The sequence below is a fragment of the Pseudomonas sp. Ost2 genome, assembly GCF_018326065.1.
GTDB lineage: Bacteria > Pseudomonadota > Gammaproteobacteria > Pseudomonadales > Pseudomonadaceae > Aquipseudomonas > Aquipseudomonas gingeri.
Window position 1 is genome coordinate 7,144,119 of sequence record NZ_AP021904.1, and the last position, 16,583, is coordinate 7,160,701.

At 64.1% G+C, this 16,583-nt stretch carries 17 protein-coding genes; 8 read left to right on the forward strand and 9 right to left on the reverse strand.

The annotated features are described in order from the left end of the window. Positions 1-14 precede the first annotated feature (14 nt). The 4 genes from KI243_RS31805 to KI243_RS31820 all read left to right on the forward strand — a co-directional run bounded on the left by KI243_RS31805 (position 15) and on the right by KI243_RS31820 (position 3,238). Entirely contained in the window at positions 15-959 is a 945-nt protein-coding gene (locus tag KI243_RS31805) for a fimbrial protein (protein ID WP_212810283.1), read from the forward strand. A gap of 76 nt (positions 960-1,035) precedes the next feature. Continuing rightward, the gene (locus KI243_RS31810; RefSeq protein WP_212810284.1) at positions 1,036-1,563 is read left to right on the forward strand and encodes a fimbrial protein; all 528 of its coding nucleotides are present in this window, start codon (positions 1,036-1,038) and stop codon (positions 1,561-1,563) included. Positions 1,564-1,622: 59 nt separating this feature from the next. Further along, positions 1,623-2,144 (forward strand): fimbrial protein, encoded by a 522-nt coding sequence (locus KI243_RS31815; RefSeq protein ID WP_212810285.1) that lies wholly within the window; start codon positions 1,623-1,625, stop codon positions 2,142-2,144. 71 nt (positions 2,145-2,215) lie between these two features. Further along, positions 2,216-3,238: a fimbrial protein gene (locus KI243_RS31820; protein ID WP_017125521.1), complete on the forward strand. Its 1,023-nt coding sequence runs from the start codon at positions 2,216-2,218 to the stop codon at positions 3,236-3,238. A gap of 30 nt (positions 3,239-3,268) precedes the next feature. On the opposite strand, the gene KI243_RS31825 is transcribed toward KI243_RS31820, so the two are convergent. The 6 genes from KI243_RS31825 to dadA all read right to left on the reverse strand — a co-directional run bounded on the left by KI243_RS31825 (position 3,269) and on the right by dadA (position 9,400). Continuing rightward, on the reverse strand, positions 3,269-5,191 hold the full coding sequence (locus tag KI243_RS31825) for an acetyl-CoA hydrolase/transferase family protein (protein WP_177118606.1): 1,923 nt from the start codon (positions 5,189-5,191) through the stop codon (positions 3,269-3,271). A gap of 136 nt (positions 5,192-5,327) precedes the next feature. Further along, positions 5,328-5,744 (reverse strand): c-type cytochrome, encoded by a 417-nt coding sequence (locus KI243_RS31830; protein WP_305729616.1) that lies wholly within the window; start codon positions 5,742-5,744, stop codon positions 5,328-5,330. 187 nt (positions 5,745-5,931) lie between these two features. Next, positions 5,932-6,480, reverse strand: coding sequence for a cupin domain-containing protein (locus KI243_RS31835; protein WP_042935159.1), 549 nt, complete (start codon positions 6,478-6,480; stop codon positions 5,932-5,934). Positions 6,481-6,609: 129 nt separating this feature from the next. Continuing rightward, on the reverse strand, positions 6,610-7,683 hold the full coding sequence (alr, locus tag KI243_RS31840) for an alanine racemase (RefSeq protein ID WP_177087229.1): 1,074 nt from the start codon (positions 7,681-7,683) through the stop codon (positions 6,610-6,612). A 90-nt stretch (positions 7,684-7,773) separates the two neighbouring features. Beyond that, on the reverse strand, positions 7,774-8,127 hold the full coding sequence (locus KI243_RS31845) for a RidA family protein (protein ID WP_177118605.1): 354 nt from the start codon (positions 8,125-8,127) through the stop codon (positions 7,774-7,776). After that, positions 8,099-9,400 (reverse strand): D-amino acid dehydrogenase, encoded by a 1,302-nt coding sequence (gene dadA, locus KI243_RS31850; RefSeq protein ID WP_212810286.1) that lies wholly within the window; start codon positions 9,398-9,400, stop codon positions 8,099-8,101. Before dadA ends, KI243_RS31845 begins: the two co-directional genes overlap by 29 nt. A 157-nt stretch (positions 9,401-9,557) precedes the next feature. Between dadA and KI243_RS31855 the strand changes: the two genes are divergently transcribed. After that, entirely contained in the window at positions 9,558-10,046 is a 489-nt protein-coding gene (locus KI243_RS31855; RefSeq protein ID WP_017125528.1) for an Lrp/AsnC ligand binding domain-containing protein, read from the forward strand. Positions 10,047-10,067: 21 nt separating this feature from the next. Here KI243_RS31855 and KI243_RS31860 read toward each other — a convergent pair whose 3' ends face one another. Then, positions 10,068-10,421 carry a YkgJ family cysteine cluster protein gene (locus KI243_RS31860; RefSeq protein WP_177087231.1) on the reverse strand — a complete coding sequence of 118 codons (354 nt, stop codon included), beginning with the start codon at positions 10,419-10,421 and terminating at the stop codon, positions 10,068-10,070. A gap of 149 nt (positions 10,422-10,570) precedes the next feature. On the opposite strand from KI243_RS31860, the gene KI243_RS31865 reads away from it, so the two are divergent. After that, positions 10,571-11,863: an FAD-binding oxidoreductase gene (locus tag KI243_RS31865; RefSeq protein WP_212810287.1), complete on the forward strand. Its 1,293-nt coding sequence runs from the start codon at positions 10,571-10,573 to the stop codon at positions 11,861-11,863. Here KI243_RS31865 and KI243_RS31870 read toward each other — a convergent pair. Then, positions 11,860-12,102, reverse strand: coding sequence for a DUF1127 domain-containing protein (locus KI243_RS31870; protein WP_017125531.1), 243 nt, complete (start codon positions 12,100-12,102; stop codon positions 11,860-11,862). The two genes, KI243_RS31865 and KI243_RS31870, sit on opposite strands and share 4 nt — an antisense overlap. A gap of 181 nt (positions 12,103-12,283) precedes the next feature. Between KI243_RS31870 and KI243_RS31875 the strand changes: the two genes are divergently transcribed. Next, positions 12,284-13,717 carry a PLP-dependent aminotransferase family protein gene (locus KI243_RS31875; RefSeq protein ID WP_017125532.1) on the forward strand — a complete coding sequence of 478 codons (1,434 nt, stop codon included), beginning with the start codon at positions 12,284-12,286 and terminating at the stop codon, positions 13,715-13,717. A gap of 60 nt (positions 13,718-13,777) precedes the next feature. Then, positions 13,778-15,331, forward strand: coding sequence for a phospholipase D family protein (locus tag KI243_RS31880; RefSeq protein ID WP_244861799.1), 1,554 nt, complete (start codon positions 13,778-13,780; stop codon positions 15,329-15,331). Here KI243_RS31880 and KI243_RS31885 read toward each other — a convergent pair. Continuing rightward, entirely contained in the window at positions 15,328-16,476 is a 1,149-nt protein-coding gene (locus KI243_RS31885) for an MFS transporter (protein ID WP_017125534.1), read from the reverse strand. The genes KI243_RS31880 and KI243_RS31885 overlap by 4 nt on opposite strands. Positions 16,477-16,583 lie beyond the last annotated feature (107 nt).

The following is a 16,583-nucleotide window of genomic DNA, read 5'->3' on the forward strand; positions in this document are numbered from 1 at the left end:
AGGCGAGACCACACATGAAACGCCCCCTCCAGGCAGCGTGTGCGTTGCTGGTCCTCCTGCTGCCCGTGACAGCCCAGGCCGCGTGCAACTATTACCCGAGCAACCCCCGCAACGGCGTGACGTTTCCAGCGACCATCAGCGTGCCGTCAACTCTGCCCGTGGGCGCCGTGATCGCCAGGGCCCCCTTCGGTGGTCCCTACCCCAGCGGCATCAGCACCTGCAGCCCGCCGATCATGCAGCAAACGGTCGGGCGGTACACCACCGCCGACTGGGTGGCGCTTCCCGGGCTGACGAATGTCTATCGAACCAACGTTCCAGGGATCGGCATGCGGGCCCATGCAACGCTCAGGGGAGGAGTCTTGTATCCCATGCCTCTCCACAGCAGCTCGATTGCACTGGGCTACACAGCCTACGAACACACGATGTTGACCATGGAGGCGCAGTTCTACAAGATCGGGAACGTATCGAACGGCACGGTCCCCAGCGGCAACCTCATGGTCAACAGCTGGGATGGACGCACCATCCACACGGTTCTCCTGAACAACGCGGTCAGCTTCGTCGCGCCCACCGCCACCTGCGACCTGGCCACCGGCGACGTCAATCGCACCATCACGCTCGACCCCGTGCAGATCGCCAACTTCACCGGCATCTCCACCGGCGTCAAGCACTTCGACCTGACCGCCACCTGCAGCAACGCCTCGAACGTCACCTTCAGGTTCACCGGCACTCCGGCGCCCACCAACCCCGCGCTCTTCGCCAACACAAGCGGCACGGCCGGCGGCGTTGCGTTATGGCTGCATACCCCGAACCAGACGGTCAGCCACAACAGCACCCGGACCGTGGCGGTATCCGCCAACCGGGCCGTGCTGCGAATGGGCGCGGAGTATCACAAGACCACCGGCGCCCTGACCAAGGGCACGCTGGTCAGCACCGTCACCGTCAACATTTCCTACAACTGAGCAAGCCCGTGGTCGGCGGCGTCTTTCACCAACCGCCACGAACCGATCGACTTCCCAACCCATGAGGACCCCGACAATGAAATCACCTCTTTTCGCACTCTCCTTGTGCATCGCTGCGACAACGATCAGCGCCACCGCCCAGGCGGTCCAGACCGGCAGCCTGACCATCCGCGGGACTATCCAGGGCGGGACCTGCCACCTGGCCACCAGTGACGTCACCCGCACGATCAATCTGCCCAATGTCAAAGTCAGTGACTTCGATAGCGCCGAGTGGGCCGGATTGCATGAGTTCAACCTGACCGCCAACTGCGACTCGGATATCAGGAATGTCACCTTCACCTTTGCCGGAAAGTCGGCTCCCACCGCCCCCACACGCTTCGCCAACGACGGCAACGCCGCCGGCATTGCCACCGTGATCCAGTCGCGCATCGGCGGATCCATCTACAACTTCCCGGCCAACGGCGACGCCACCGCTCGCTCGCGAACCATTGCGGCAACCTCCGGCCGCGCGGTACTGCCGATGGGCGCGCACTACATCAGGATCGGCACCGTTTCCAAGGGTTCGTTGCTGACCACGGCCTCCGTGACCATTACCTACAACTGACGCCCCAAACCCTATGTGGAAGCAGCCTCCAGCCGGCCCGCCAGAACGGACTACACCCCATGAAAACGTACCTGATATCCCTGGTGCTGACGGTTACGGCCATCGCCCAAGCCTCGGCCACCGAGGTCCTGAATCCGGGAAACCTGCAGATCAAAGGCACTGTCGAGGGTGGCACCTGCAGCCTGGTTGCCGATGACATCGAGCAGCCCATACGCCTGCCCTCGGTCAAGGTCAGTGACTTCGCCAATACGGACTCGGCGGGTCACAAGCCCTTCGAGCTGAGTGCCCGCTGCGAGTCGGATATCAACAGCGTCACCTTCACCTTCCATGGCACCCCGGCACCCTCGGATGGTGCCCGGTTCGCCAACACCGGCGACGCCAGGGGCCTGGGGTTGTGGCTGTACTCGCGCCTGGGGGGCGTGCAGCAGACCATTCGCGCCGACGGTCGCGAGAATGTCCGCACCCTGACGCCGAATGCCGGCCTGGCCGTGCTGCCGCTGGGGGCGGCCTACTGGAAATCCGGGACGGTAAGCGAAGGCACGCTGGAGAGCCTGGCGACTGTGGAAATCACCTACAACTGAGGCAAACAGGTTCACGCAGGTCGCGTGCGCCGGGCCCGGGAACCATCGGTATCAACAACCAGGGGAGGCAAATGAACAAACCCTACAAGGCAATATCCGCGGTGGCGCTGCTCGGGTTCATGTCCGGGCAGGCGTTCGCCGCGTGCACGTCTTCCGTCTATCATCCGGGTGGTTATTCCGGTGATATCGGCACGGTCACGGTGACCGATCTCAATGCATCGGTCGGCAGCCCGCTCACCGGCTGGCGAGACTTTCCGAGCGTGACCCACGGCACCAAGCGTGTCAGTTGGTACTGCGATAGCCGCACCGATGTGAAATTCAGTGCCCAGGGGGCCGCCGGCGCGGTGTCGACCTATAACGACGGATCTCGATCCTATAGCGTCTACCCGACCGGGATGCCGGGCATCGGCATTGTCTTCAGGACCAACGGTGACACCCAGGTGGGGGCGCACAACATCGTCACCGGTATCCTGAGCAACAACACCCAGCGAACGTACAGCCAGACCAATCTGTCGGCGAGCAACAAGACCTACGCCTATGAAATAAACTACCGGCTGATCAAGACCGGCCCCATCTCCTCCGGCAGCATCGTGCCCCGCGTGATTGCCAGGACGTGGTGGGAACCGGTGCCCTCGCATTTCAACCCGCGGGAATACAATATCCTGCTGGGCAGGGGCACCATCGTCGCTCCGGTTCCCACCTGCGACCTGGCAACGGGCGACGTCAATCGCACGGTGACGCTGGACACCATCCGGCTCTCGAACTTCACCGGCACCTGGCTGGCCAAGAAAACCTTCGAGATCAGCGCCAACTGCCGCAATGCCTCCAACGTGACCTTCAGATTCACCGGTACACCGGCAACCGGCAACGCCGCGCTGTTCAGGAACACCGGCGACGCCGCCGGTGTCGGCCTGTGGCTGTACTCGCGGATCGGCGGCGTCGAGTCGACCCTGAGCCACAACGGCTCACGGACCGTGACGGTATCGAGCGATCGGGCGGTGCTGCCGCTGGGCGCGGCGTATCACAAGACCACCGGCACGGTCACCAGAGGCACGCTGGTCAGCACCGTGACCGTCAACATCAGCTACAACTGAGGCAGGTGACAGGCCGCGATAGCATGCCGCCTAGCCGGTTGTGGCCTGCAGTCCCGCCAGCAGCAGGCGCTGGTAGAGCTCCTCGCGCAGTCCTTGCGGTTGGGTCAGGCCCATGCGTTGCAGGTGCTCGGGGAATACCGACGGCTCGGGTGCGTCCAGCGTCGCCTTGCCCAGCTCGAAGACTTCGCTCAGCTTGAACTTGCTCTTGAGCCAGTTCAGCGCCCGCAGCAGGTCACGCTCCTCGGCGCTGAAATTGCTGCCCAGCGGATACTCCGGAAACAGCTGCGGGTGCCGCGCCCGGATCGCCTGCAGGCGCTCCGGACGGTTATCGGCAAAACGCGGATCGAGGCGGAAGTCCTTCGGCAGCTTGCCGACCTTCTGCGCCTGCTCGATCAGGCCGGCCTGGAACCGCGAGTCGCTGATATTGAGCAATGCCTCGATCACCGTCGCATCGTTCCTGCCGCGCAGGTCGGCAATCCCGTACTCGGTCACGACGATGTCGCGCAGGTGCCGGGGAATGGTGCAATGGCCGTATTCCCAGACGATATTCGAACTGACCTCGCCCGCAGATTCGCGCCAGCTACGCAGGATCAGCACCGAGCGTGCACCTTCCAGGGCATGTCCCTGGGCCACGAAATTGTACTGCCCGCCCACTCCGCTGAGCACCCGCCCGTCTTCCAGCTGGTCGGCGACACCGGCCCCGAGCAGCGTCATGGTGAAGGCGCTGTTGATAAATCGCGCATCCAGGCGTTGCAGGCGCTTGAGTTCCTCCTGGCCATACAACTCGTTGATGTAGCTGATGGCGGTCATGTTGAACTCGGCGAGCCGCTCCTTCGGCAACTCCCGCAAGCGCTGGTAAAAGCTCTGCGGCCCGAGAAAGAAGCCACCGTGCACGGCGATGCCGCCGACCGCCGTCGTCTCGTCGAGCAGCCCGGCATTGGCCTGGCGCTGCTGGGCGATATCGGCATAGACCTTGCGCCGCACGATCCCCGCATCGGCCAGTACCAGCAGGCCGTTGACGAACATCTCGCTGCAGCCGTAGAGCCCCCGGGCAAACGGCTCGGTACCGCCCTGCCGGTCGATCAGCGACTTCCATGGCAGCACGTCGATATCGGCGAGCAGTGCCCGATAGCCTCCGTTATCCGCGTGGCGCGCCAGCAGCGCCGCCGTCAGCGCATCGCCCATGGAGCCGATGCCGATCTGCAGGGTCCCGCCATCGCGCACCAGGGTACTGGCATGCAGGCCGATAAAGTGATCCTGGGTGTCCACGGGCATGTTCGGCGTGGAAAACAGGGTGCTTTGCTCCTGCTCGTCGATCAGCAGGTCGAAGGCGTCACGGTCGATTTCAGAGTCGCCCGGCATGTAGGGCAGGTCGCCATGGACCTGGCCCAGCAGGAGGATGGTTTCACCGGCGGCACGGCGCCTGGCGATCATCGGCAACAGATCGAGAGTGATGTCCGGGTTGCAGCTCAGGCTCAGCCGGTCCGGCTGCCGCGGATCGGCGGCGACCAGCTGGGCCACCAGGTTCAGGCCGCTGGCATTGATATCCCGGGCCGCGTGGCTGTAGTTGCTGCTGACGTAGTCCTGCTGCGCCGCCGCGCTGTTGAGCAGGCTGCCGGGCTGCATGAAGAACTGCTCGACATGGATGTTCGACGGCAGCGTGTCACGATGCAGGTCGGCGAGGAAATCCAGTTCCGGGTAATCACCGAACACCCGCGCCACGAAGGGCTCGAGAAAGCGCCGTTGCAAACCATCGCCAAGGGCTGGGCGGCCCAGGCTCAGGGCCGTGTAGATCGTCAGCCGGCGCTCCGGCAACCGGCTGACACGCCGGTACAGGGCATTGACGAAACGATTGGGTTTGCCCAGCCCCAGGGGCATGCCCATGTGGATATGCACCGGCAACCGCGCCAGCACCTCGTCGACCGCTTGCTCGATAGAACAGTCCTGCACCATTCGATCCTCCCCACCTTTCCCTGAATTGAGGTTGGACCGAGCTTGCCCGCTCTTTGCTGCAAATGACAGCCACAAGATGTAAACGCCAGACACGAAAAAGCCGCTCGAAAGCGGCTTTTTCAGCGCGGGACCCGCGTTATTTCAGGCCGGACATCTTGCCGATGGCGCCTTTGAGCTCGTCATCGGAGCAATCGGCGCAGGTGCCTTTTGGCGGCATCGCGTTGATCCCGGTGATGGCCTTGGCCAGCAGGCCATCCAGGCCGCCCTGTTCCTTGGCACGCTTGCCCCAGTCGGCCGCGTCGCCGATTTTCGGCGCGCCCAGCAGACCGCTGCCATGGCAGGCATTACAGTGCTTGGCAATCACCTCGTCGGGCGTCTTCGCCCCGCCACCGCCACCGGCCGAGGCTGCAACTTCCATCCCCTTGCATTCCTGGCCCTGTACACAGACCTGGCCGACCGGCTCCAGGCGTTTGGCAATATCGTCGTTCGTCGCAGCTTGAGCGCTGACAGCCCATAGGGCCAACACGGTTGCTGGTACGGCCAGCATTTTCATAATTGGATTCACGCGTACACCCTCAATGGTGGCTAATCACACCCCGAACCACGGTTTCGCAGGCGGGCGTGAGTATAGCGGTAAGACCGCCACTGCGAAACAACCCCTTGAGTTACAGGGGTATTACCCCAGTCGCGTATCCGTACGGCCGGGCGCCTTGAAATCCGTGACCTGGCGCCTCTGGTTCTCAGAAATTCGCGGGTGTCGCTGCGCTGATTAGTCGCGCCGGTGTATCGAACGGATTGCGAAAGCGGTGCGGCTTGGTACTTTCGAAATAGTAGCTGTCGCCCGCTTCGAGCACGAAGGTTTCCAGGCCGACCACCAGTTCCAGCCGCCCTTCGACCAGGATGCCGGTTTCCTCACCTTCGTGAGTCAGCATTTCCTCGCCGGTATCGGCGCCTGGTGGATAGATTTCGTTGAGAAACGCGATGGCGCGGCTCGGATGGGCCCGCCCGACCAGCTTCATGGTCACGGCGCCATCGGAGATATCGATCAGTTCGTTGGCTTTGTAGACGATCTGCGTCGGTTTTTCCTGGAGAATCTCTTCGGAAAAAAACTCGACCATCGACATGGGAATGCCGCCAAGCACCTTTCTCAGTGAGCTGATCGAGGGACTGACGCTGTTTTTCTCGATCATTGAAATGGTGCTATTGGTGACGCCCGCACGCTTGGCGAGTTCACGTTGAGACAGACCTTTCAGTTTGCGGATGGATTGCAGTCGTTCACCGACGTCCAATGCGGCAGCCTCCCAGGGATTCAGGCAATTGTTGTAATTGAGCGATATCATGGCATAGCGTTCAGTATTTACAACACTTTGGCCCGAATCCACTTCGGCAGAACTTTCCGTGAGGCGCTGCGCCAGGCGCTAGCTCCCGGTGTAGAGCCTCGGGACCCGACGCAGGTTGCAGAAGATCTGGTACGGGATGGTCTCGGCGCAGGCGGCCACCTCGCTGGCGAGGATGTTCCGGCCCCACAATTCCACAGTCGAACCGAGCCCGGCCTGGGGCACGTCCGTCAGATCGACACACAGCATGTCCATCGATACCCGTCCCAGCAGCTGGCTGCGCTGCCCGGCCACCAGCACCGGCGTGCCGGTCGGCGCATGCCGTGGATAACCGTCGGCGTAGCCCATCGCGACCACACCGACCCGCATCGGCTTGGGCGTGATGAACCGCGCCCCGTAGCCCACCGGCTCGCCAGCCGGCAGTTCGCGCACGCTGATGATTTTCGACTCCAGGGTCATGACCGGCTGCAAGCGCGCCGCCACCGGATGTTCCTCGCCGAACGGCGTGGAGCCGAACAACAGGATCCCCGGACGCACCCAGTCGCTGGGAATGCTCGGCCAGCCCAGCACCGCCGGGGAATTGCGCAGGCTGACTTCTGCCGACAGGCCCTGGCGCGCCGCCTCGAATACGGCGACCTGCTCGTCGCTGCGCTGGCAGCCCAGTTCATCGGCGCGGGCGAAGTGGCTCATCAGCACGATCTTCGCCACCTTGCCACTGGCCAGCAGGCGCTGGTAGGCCGCCTGGTAGTCCGCCGGGTGCAGGCCGACACGGTGCATGCCCGAGTCCAGCTTCAGCCAGACGGTGATCGGCGCACCGACCGCCGTCCGCTCGATGGCCTCCAGTTGCCACAGCGAATGCACCACGCACCAGAAATCGTGCTCGACGATCAACGCCAGCTCGTCGGCTTCGAAAAAGCCTTCCAGCAGCAGGATCGGCGCGCGGATGCCCGCGGCGCGCAACTCCAGCGCTTCCTCGATGCAGGCCACGGCAAAACCGTCGGCCTCGGCTTCCAGGGCCTGGGCGCAACGCACCGCACCATGGCCATAGGCATCGGCCTTGATCACGGCGAGGGCCTTGGCCCCCGATATTTCACGGGCCAGCTGGTAGTTGTGGCGCAAGGCCTGGAGGTCGATCAGGGCACGGGCAGGACGCATGGCGGCAGACTTCTGGACGGTCGGTTGGGAATAAAAAACCGGCACGACAAGCGGTGTTGCCACACGCCGTGCCGGGAGAGGGATCTTGCGTTAAGGCAGGGCGGCCACGACGGACAGCTCGACCAGGATTTCCGGTTCGCAGAGCTTGGCCTGCACCGTGGCACGGGCCGGGGCCACGCCCTTGGGCAGCCACTTGTCCCAGACCGAGTTCATCCCGGCGAAATCGGCATCGACGTCTTTCAGGTAGATGGTCACCGACAGCAGCCTGGTCTTGTCGGTGCCCGCCAGGTCCAGCAAACGCTCGATATTGCCCAGGGCTTCACGGGTCTGCGTCTCAATCCCGGCGCTCATGTCGTCGCCGACTTGCCCGGCCAGATACACGGTCCCGTTGTGAACGACGATCTGGCTCATGCGCTCATTGGTGAGCTGGCGCTGGATTGACATGTCTTGCAGTCTCCTGGTGATTGCCATAACGGGAAATATCGAGGCCTTCTGCGCTGATCTGCGGCGTTTTCTTCGCCATCAGGTCGGCCAGCAGGCGACCGGAACCACAGGCCATGGTCCAGCCGAGCGTACCGTGGCCTGTATTCAGGAACAGATTGCGGAACGGCGTGGCGCCCACGATCGGGGTGCCGTCGGGGGTGGTCGGACGCAGGCCGGTCCAGAAACTGGCCGCCTGGAGGTCGCCGCCCTGAGGATAGAGGTCGTTGACGATCATCTCCAGTGTTTCGCGCCGACGTGGGTTCAGCGACAGGTCAAAACCGGCGATTTCCGCCATGCCGCCAACGCGGATACGGTTGTCGAAACGGGTGATCGCGACCTTGTAGGTTTCGTCGAGAATGGTCGAGGTCGGAGCCATTGCCGAATTGGTGATCGGCACGGTCAGCGAGTAACCCTTGAGCGGGTAGACCGGTGCCTTGATCCCCAGCGGCTTGAGCAACTGCGGCGAATAACTGCCCAGGGCCAGGACGTAGCGGTCGGCGGTTTCCAGCTTGCCGTCGATCCACACCCCGTTGATCCGGTCGCCGGCGTAGTCGAGACGCTGGATATCCTGTTCGAAGCGGAATTCCACGCCCAGCTTGGCAGCCATTTCGGCCAGGCGGGTGGTGAAGATCTGGCAGTCGCCGGTCTGGTCGTTCGGCAGGCGCAGGGCACCGGCGAGGATATCGGTGACGCTGGCCAGGGCCGGTTCGACGCGGGCAATGCCGGCGCGGTCGAGCAGTTCGTAGGGCACGCCGGACTCTTTCAGCACCGCGATGTCCTTCGCCGCGCCGTCCAGTTGCGCCTGGGTGCGGAACAGCTGGGTGGTGCCCAGGCTGCGGCCCTCGTAGGCAATGCCGGTTTCGGCGCGCAATTCGTCGAGGCAGTCACGGCTGTACTCGGACAGGCGGACCATGCGCTCCTTGTTCACCGCGTAGCGGCTGGCCGTGCAGTTGCGCAGCATCTGCGCCATCCACAGGTACTGGTCGACATCGGCGGTGGCCTTGATCGCCAGCGGCGCATGGCGTTGCAGCAGCCACTTGATGGCCTTGAGCGGCACGCCAGGCGCGGCCCAGGGCGAGGCATAACCCGGCGAGACCTGGCCGGCGTTGGCGAAGCTGGTTTCCCTGGCGGCGGCAGGCTGACGGTCGACCACCACCACTTCAAAGCCGGCTCGGGCCAGATAATAAGCGCTGGCGACACCGATGACGCCACTGCCCAATACCAGAACTCGCATGTGTATGTCCCTCAATCGCGGCCAGCTGCCGATGTTTGTTGTTCAGAGCGAAGATGCGCGCAGTGTAAAAAACAATAGCCAGTGCTTTTCACTATATAACCGCCTATATTTGGCGAGAATTCTCGGCAATATGGCTTTTCACGGAGGCGCATCCCCTATGCGAACCAACCACCAGACCAAACGCGAGCTGGACAAGATCGACCGCAACATCCTGCGGATCCTCCAGGCCGACGGGCGCATCTCGTTCACCGAGCTGGGGGAAAAGGTCGGTTTGTCCACCACACCCTGCACCGAGCGGGTCCGGCGGCTGGAACGCGAGGGGATCATCATGGGCTACAACGCCCGGCTCAACCCGCAGCACCTCAAGGGCAGCCTGCTGGTGTTCGTCGAGATCAGCCTCGACTACAAGTCCGGCGACACCTTCGAGGAATTCCGCCGCGCCGTGTTGAAGCTGCCGCATGTGCTGGAGTGCCACCTGGTCTCGGGTGACTTCGACTACCTGGTCAAGGCACGGATTTCCGAGATGGCGTCCTATCGCAAGCTGCTGGGCGATATCCTGCTCAAGCTGCCTCATGTGAGGGAGTCCAAGAGCTATATCGTGATGGAAGAGGTGAAGGAGAGCCTGAACCTGCCGATTCCGGACTGATCCGCCGAACGATCCATGGGCTCAGACCAGGACCTGGCGGGTGCTGGCGATGTACTCGTGTACCTGCTTCTCGGCACGTGGATGAATCATTTCAACCGGACGCCGGCCATTGGGGCACGGCAGGCTCGGCGTGGTGCCGAACAGGCGGCAGATCAACGGTCGCTCGTCATACACCGTGCAACCGTTCGGCCCCAGGTGCACACAGTTCAGTTCGTTCAGCGCCGCTTCCTGTTCGGCCGCGGTCTTGCGCGGCAGACGGGCCATTTCCTCCGATGAGGTGGTCACCGGCCCACAGCAGTCGTGACAACCCGGCACGCACTCGAAAGACGGGATCTGCTGCCGGAGAAAGCGGATTTTCTGGCTGTTGCAGCTCATCGGGGCGATTACCGGAGACAGGGATGGGTAAGAATTCTGCCTGAAAAGCCCGACAGCAGACAGCGGTAGCCGCCCCGCGGTTGCCCGCCCGCAAGGGTCCGGCTTATCCTCCGTAAAATTTTCCAAACACAAAAATCAGGATCATGCACATGAACGCCCCTGCCCGGCACACCACCTCCTACTACGCCGCCAGCAGCCACCCGCAGCCGGAATATCCGCTCCTGCAAGGTGAGGTGCAGGCCGATGTCTGTGTGGTCGGCGGCGGTTTCTCCGGGCTCAATACCGCCATCGAACTGGCCGAGCGCGGCCTGAGCGTGGTCCTGCTGGAGGCGCGCAAGATCGGCTGGGGTGCCAGCGGACGCAACGGCGGGCAACTGATCCGCGGCGTCGGCCATGGGCTTGAGCAGTTCACCGACATCCTCGGCCAGGACGGCGTACGGCAGTTGAAGCTGATGGGGCTGGAGGCCGTGGACATCGTCCGCCGGCGCATCGAGCACTTCCAGCTCGACTGCGACCTGACCTGGGGCTACTGCGACCTGGCCAACAAGCCCCGCGACCTCGAAGGCTTCGCCGAGGACGCCGAGGAACTCCGGCAACTGGGCTATCGCCATGCAACCCGCCTGCTGCAAGCCCATGAAATGCACAGCGTGGTCGGCTCCGAGCGTTATGTCGGCGGCCTGGTGGACATGGGCTCCGGTCATCTGCACCCATTGAACCTGGCGTTGGGCGAAGCGGCCGCCGCCACGCAACTGGGGGTGCGGCTGTTCGAGCAGTCGGCGGTGACCCGTATCGATTACGGCCCCGAAGTGCGGGTGCACTGCGCCCAGGGTTCGGTTCGCGCCAAGACCCTGGTCCTCGGCTGCAACGCCTATCTCAACGGGCTCAACAGCGAACTCGGCGGCAAGGTGTTGCCCGCCGGCAGCTATATCATCGCCACCGAGCCCCTGAGCGAAGCCCAGGCCCGCTCGTTGCTGCCGCAGAACATGGCGGTCTGCGATCAACGGGTCGCGCTGGATTACTATCGGCTATCGGCCGACCGTCGCCTGCTGTTCGGGGGCGCCTGCCATTACTCCGGGCGTGATCCGCAAGATATCGCCGCCTATATGCGACCGAAAATGCTTGAGGTGTTCCCGCAACTGGCCGGGGCCAGGATCGATTACCACTGGGGCGGGATGATCGGTATCGGCGCCAACCGGCTGCCACAGATCGGTCGCCTGAAGGAGCAGCCCAACGTGTATTACGCCCAGGCCTATGCCGGACACGGGCTCAACGCCACCCACCTGGCCGGCAAGCTGCTGGCCGAAGCCATCAGCGGCCAGCAGAGCGATGGCTTCGACCTGTTCGCCCGGGTGCCGCATATCACCTTCCCGGGCGGCAAGTACCTGCGTTCTCCGCTGCTGGCCCTGGGCATGCTCTGGCATCGCCTCAAGGAATTGCGTTAAGACCGCCAGAAAGGTTTCAGGCCTTCCGCCCTTGCCTGCTCCCGACTCAGCCCGATATCCCGCAACTCGTCGGGCGTGAGTTCGAGCAGCACCTTGCGGGTACGCAGGCGATGCCAGAGCAGCTCCATCCGACCCAGCGCGGGCGCGCATTGGCGGACGGAAACCGCACCCGCGTGCTCCTGCTCGATCATCAGTTCCTGACTGCGCAAAACCAGACGCACATCGCTCAAACCGTTCATTGCCGCTGCTCCTTTGTTACTCGGTTGCCATGAGCAGAGAGCATGACGATTCGGGGAAAACCATTACAGATTCAATCCTCCTGTATTATTTCCATACAGAATTGACAAAATCGTCACTGAATCCTGTATTTTCCACCTATCTGTACTGGTCAACCGTTTCCCTCCTGAGCGAGCACCCGCCATGACCCTCTACATCAACCTCGCCGAACTGCTGGGAACCCGCATAGAACAAGGCTTCTATCGCCCAGGCGACCGTTTGCCTTCTGTACGGGCATTGAGCGTGGAACATGGGGTCAGCCTGAGCACGGTGCAGCAGGCCTACCGGATGCTGGAGGACAACGGCCTGGCCCTGCCCAAGCCAAAGTCCGGCTATTTCGTGCCGACCAGCCGCGAATTGCCGGCCTTGCCGGTGGTGGGGCGCCCGGCCCAGCGGCCGGTGGAGATCTCCCAGTGGGACCAGGTGCTGGAACTGATCCGTGCGGTACCGCGCAAGGACACCGTACAGTTGGGCCGGGGCATACCGGACGTCGGCAGCCCGACCATGAAACCGCTGCTGCGCAGCCTGGCACAGATCAGCCGGCGCCAGGACCTGCCAGGGCTGGCCTACGACAACATCTACGGCAACCTGGGCCTGCGCGAGCAGATCGCCCGGCTGATGCTCGACTCCGGCTGCCAGCTCGGCCCCCACGACCTGGTGGTCACCACCGGTTGCCATGAAGCACTATCCGCCAGCATCCGCGCCACCTGCGACCATGGCGACATCATCGCGGTGGACTCGCCGAGCTTCCATGGCGCCATGCAGACCCTCAAGGGCCTGGGCATGAAGGCCCTGGAAATCCCCACCGACCCGATCACCGGGATCAGCCTCGACGCCCTCGAACTGGCGCTCGAACAGTGGCCGATCAAGGCCATACAGTTGACCCCCAACTGCAACAATCCGCTGGGCTATATCATGCCGGAGTCGCGCAAACGCGCGCTGTTGCAGCTGGCACAACGTTTCGACGTGGCAATCATCGAGGACGATGTGTATGGCGAGCTGTCCTACACCTACCCGCGTCCACGCACCATCAAGTCCTTCGACGACGATGGCCGGGTCCTGCTCTGCAGTTCGTTTTCCAAGACCCTGGCCCCGGGCCTGCGCATCGGCTGGGTGGCGCCCGGGCGCTACCTGGAACGCGTGCTGCACATGAAGTACATCAGCACCGGCGCCACTGCCCCGCAGCCGCAGCTGGCCATCGCCGACTTCCTGCGCAACGGTCATTTCGAACCGCATTTGCGGCGGATGCGTACGCAATACCAGCGCAATCGCGACTTGATGCTCGACTGGGTCAGCCGCTACTTTCCCGCCGGGACCCGGGCCAGCCGGCCCCAGGGCAGCTTCATGCTGTGGGTCGAGCTGCCGGATGGCTTCGACACCCAGCGGCTCAATCGCGAACTGGTGGACCAGGGCGTCCAGGTCGCCGTGGGCAGCATCTTTTCGGCCTCGGGCAAATACCGCAATTGCCTGCGGATGAACTACGCTGCCAAGCCGACGGCACAGGTCGAGGAAGCCGTGCGCAAGGTCGGCGTGGCGGCGACCCGGCTGCTGGCCGAAAACCCGTGCGGCAGCGATTGACCTTTATCCGCCGGACAGCGTCCATATGCCAATACCTGCCATGACTCAGGGCGACTGCGCTTGAAATCCTGTTTGCTGTTGATCGCCCTGCTCTTGAGCGGATGCGCCTCACTGGAAGTTCCCCGAATCCCCAGCCAGGCCTTGCCGGCAGCGGACTCGGCCTTCGGCCGCGCGCTCCAGGCCCAGGCCGCGGCCTACCAGGGGCGCTCGGGCTTTCGCCTGCTGCCCAATGGCGGCGAGGCCTTCCGGGCCCGGGCCGAACTGATCCGCAACGCCCAGAGCAGCCTCGACCTGCAGTACTACATCGTCCACGACGGCCTGAGCACACGGATGCTGGTGGACGAACTGCTCAAGGCCGCCGACCGCGGCGTGCGCGTGCGAATCCTGCTGGACGACACCACCAGCGACGGCCTCGACGACATCATCGCCACCCTGGCCGCCCACCCGAACATCCAGATCCGCCTGTTCAATCCGCTGGACCTGGGGCGCAGCACCGTGGCCACGCGCACCCTGGGCCGGCTGTTCAACCTGTCCCTGCAACACCGGCGCATGCACAACAAGCTGTGGCTGGCCGACAACAGCGCGGCCATCGTCGGCGGACGCAATCTGGGCGACGAGTATTTCGGCGCGCAACCGGACCTGAACTTCACCGATATCGACATGCTCGGCGTGGGACCGGTGGCCGAACAGCTCGGCCACAGCTTCGACCAGTACTGGAACAGCGCCCTGAGCAAACCCATCGGCGAGTTCCTCTCGCGCCAACCCACCGCTCGCGACCTGGCGGACACCCGCACCCGCCTGGAACAGTCCCTCGACGCCTGGCGCCAGCAGAACCCCGCGCTGTACCAGCGCCTGGCCGATTACCGTTATCGCCCCCGCCTCGACACCTGGCGCCGCGAGTTGATCTGGGCCTGGAACCAGGCCCTGTGGGATGCGCCGAGCAAGGTGCTGGCCAGGAACGAGCCCGATCCGCGCCTGCTGCTGACCACCCAGCTGGCGCCCGAGCTGCAGAATGTCCATACCGAGCTGATGATGATTTCCGCGTACTTCGTGCCCGGCCAACCGGGGCTGGTGTACCTGACGGGACGAGCGGACGCCGGAGTGGCCGTCAGCCTGCTGACCAACTCGCTGGAAGCCACCGACGTGCCGGCGGTGCACGGTGGGTATGCGCCCTACCGCAAGGCGTTGCTGGCACACGGGGTGAAACTCTTCGAACTGCGCCGCCAACCCGGCGACCGTGGCGGCAGTGGCCCGCACCTGTTCCACAGCGGCTCATCCAAGGGCTCGGATTCCAGCCTGCACAGCAAGGCGATGATCTTCGACCGGCAGAAATCCTTTGTCGGCTCGTTCAATTTCGACCCGCGCTCGGTGCTGTGGAACACCGAGGTCGGGGTGCTGGTGGACAGCCCGGAGCTGGCTGAACACGTGCGCACCCTGGCCTTGCAGGGCATGGCCCCGGCCCTGAGCTACGAGCCACGGCTGGAAGCCGGGCAACTGGTCTGGGTCACCGAGGACAACGGCCGGATACATGTCCTGCATCGCGAACCCGGGAGCTGGTGGCGCCGCTTCAATGCCTGGCTCGCCAGCAGCGTCGGGCTGGAGCGCATGCTTTAGGCGGACACGGGCTCCGTCCGGCCAAACGCCCCCTGGCGCAGTACCAGGATCACCAGGCCCAGCGCCCCCGCGGCCATGAACAGCGGCAAGGCATGCCCGCTGATCCACTGGCTGCCCGCCCCCGCGGCCAGCGGCCCGACCAGGCAACCGATGCCCCAGAGCTGGGCCACATGGGCGTTGGCGCGGACCAGCGCGTCGTCACGATAACGCTCGCCGATCAGGATCAGCGACAGCGTGAACAAGCCGCCCGCGCTCGCCCCGAACAGCACCCACAGCGGCCAGATCAACAGGGTGTCGAGCAACAGCGGCACCGCCAGGCTCGACAGCATCAGCGCCACCGCGCAGCCGGTGAACATCGCCCGCCGCGAGATTCGGTCGGCCAAGGCTCCGATCGGCAACTGCAGCAGCGCATCGCCCACCACCACGGTGCTGACCATCGCCAGGGCGATGTCCGCCGTGAATCCCTGGCGCAGGCAGTAGACCGGCAGCAGTGTCAGGATCATCGCCTCGAAGGCGGCAAACAACGAGATAGCCCAGGCAATCGCCGGCAGGTTCCGGCAGAACCCCAGCAGGTCCATCAGGGTCACCCGGCTGGATTCCGAGGTCGGAGCCCCGCTACGGCCCAGCAACAGGAACGGCGAAAGCACCAGCAGGCCCACCCCGACCCAGAAACCGTAGTCGCCTTGCGTGCCCACCGCCGCCAGCAGCAACGGCCCGGACAGCTGGCTCAGGGCATAGCTGCTGCCATAGAGCGCCACCAGCCGGCCGCGCCAGCGCTCGACCACCAACTGGTTGATCCAGCTTTCGCCGAGAATGAAGACGATGGTCAGGATCACCCCGATCATCAGGCGCAGCACCAGCCAGACCGGATAACTCGGCAACAGCGCCAGCAGGCCGATGGACAATGCCCCGGCCCACAGACACAGGGCCATCAGCCGCGCCGTACCGAAGTGAGCCGCCAGGCGGCTGGACACACTCGCGCCAACCAGCACGCCAATGGCCGGCATCGCCGCCATGACCCCGATGGCGAACGAACCATAGCCCCAGCCTTCCAGCCGCAGCGACACCAGCGGCATGCTCACGCCCAGCGCCAGGCCGACGCTCAGCACAGCGGCCAGGACGGCGAAATAAGTCGCCCAACGCATTTCCACGCTCCTGTGGATAACTCTGTCTGGAGACAACGCAGCCGGACCTCCTTGCGGAAAGTCCGGCTGTGTCTTTTGGATACCTTCGATCGTTCCCATGCTCCGCG

Excerpts from the sequence above, each read along its gene's own strand:
- KI243_RS31805 (WP_212810283.1), top strand. The coding sequence starts at position 15 with ATGAAACGCCCCCTCCAGGCAGCGTGTGCGTTGCTGGTCCTCCTGCTG.
- KI243_RS31810 (WP_212810284.1), top strand. The coding sequence starts at position 1,036 with ATGAAATCACCTCTTTTCGCACTCTCCTTGTGCATCGCTGCGACAACG.
- KI243_RS31815 (WP_212810285.1), top strand. The coding sequence starts at position 1,623 with ATGAAAACGTACCTGATATCCCTGGTGCTGACGGTTACGGCCATCGCC.
- KI243_RS31820 (WP_017125521.1), top strand. The coding sequence starts at position 2,216 with ATGAACAAACCCTACAAGGCAATATCCGCGGTGGCGCTGCTCGGGTTC.
- KI243_RS31825 (WP_177118606.1), bottom strand. The coding sequence starts at position 5,191 with ATGGTGCAGGACTGTTCTATCGAGCAAGCGGTCGACGAGGTGCTGGCG.
- KI243_RS31830 (WP_305729616.1), bottom strand. The coding sequence starts at position 5,744 with ATGAAAATGCTGGCCGTACCAGCAACCGTGTTGGCCCTATGGGCTGTC.
- alr (WP_177087229.1), bottom strand. The coding sequence starts at position 7,683 with ATGCGTCCTGCCCGTGCCCTGATCGACCTCCAGGCCTTGCGCCACAAC.
- KI243_RS31845 (WP_177118605.1), bottom strand. The coding sequence starts at position 8,127 with ATGTCAATCCAGCGCCAGCTCACCAATGAGCGCATGAGCCAGATCGTC.
- dadA (WP_212810286.1), bottom strand. The coding sequence starts at position 9,400 with ATGCGAGTTCTGGTATTGGGCAGTGGCGTCATCGGTGTCGCCAGCGCT.
- KI243_RS31855 (WP_017125528.1), top strand. The coding sequence starts at position 9,558 with ATGCGAACCAACCACCAGACCAAACGCGAGCTGGACAAGATCGACCGC.
- KI243_RS31860 (WP_177087231.1), bottom strand. The coding sequence starts at position 10,421 with ATGAGCTGCAACAGCCAGAAAATCCGCTTTCTCCGGCAGCAGATCCCG.
- KI243_RS31865 (WP_212810287.1), top strand. The coding sequence starts at position 10,571 with ATGAACGCCCCTGCCCGGCACACCACCTCCTACTACGCCGCCAGCAGC.
- KI243_RS31870 (WP_017125531.1), bottom strand. The coding sequence starts at position 12,102 with ATGAACGGTTTGAGCGATGTGCGTCTGGTTTTGCGCAGTCAGGAACTG.
- KI243_RS31875 (WP_017125532.1), top strand. The coding sequence starts at position 12,284 with ATGACCCTCTACATCAACCTCGCCGAACTGCTGGGAACCCGCATAGAA.
- KI243_RS31885 (WP_017125534.1), bottom strand. The coding sequence starts at position 16,476 with ATGCGTTGGGCGACTTATTTCGCCGTCCTGGCCGCTGTGCTGAGCGTC.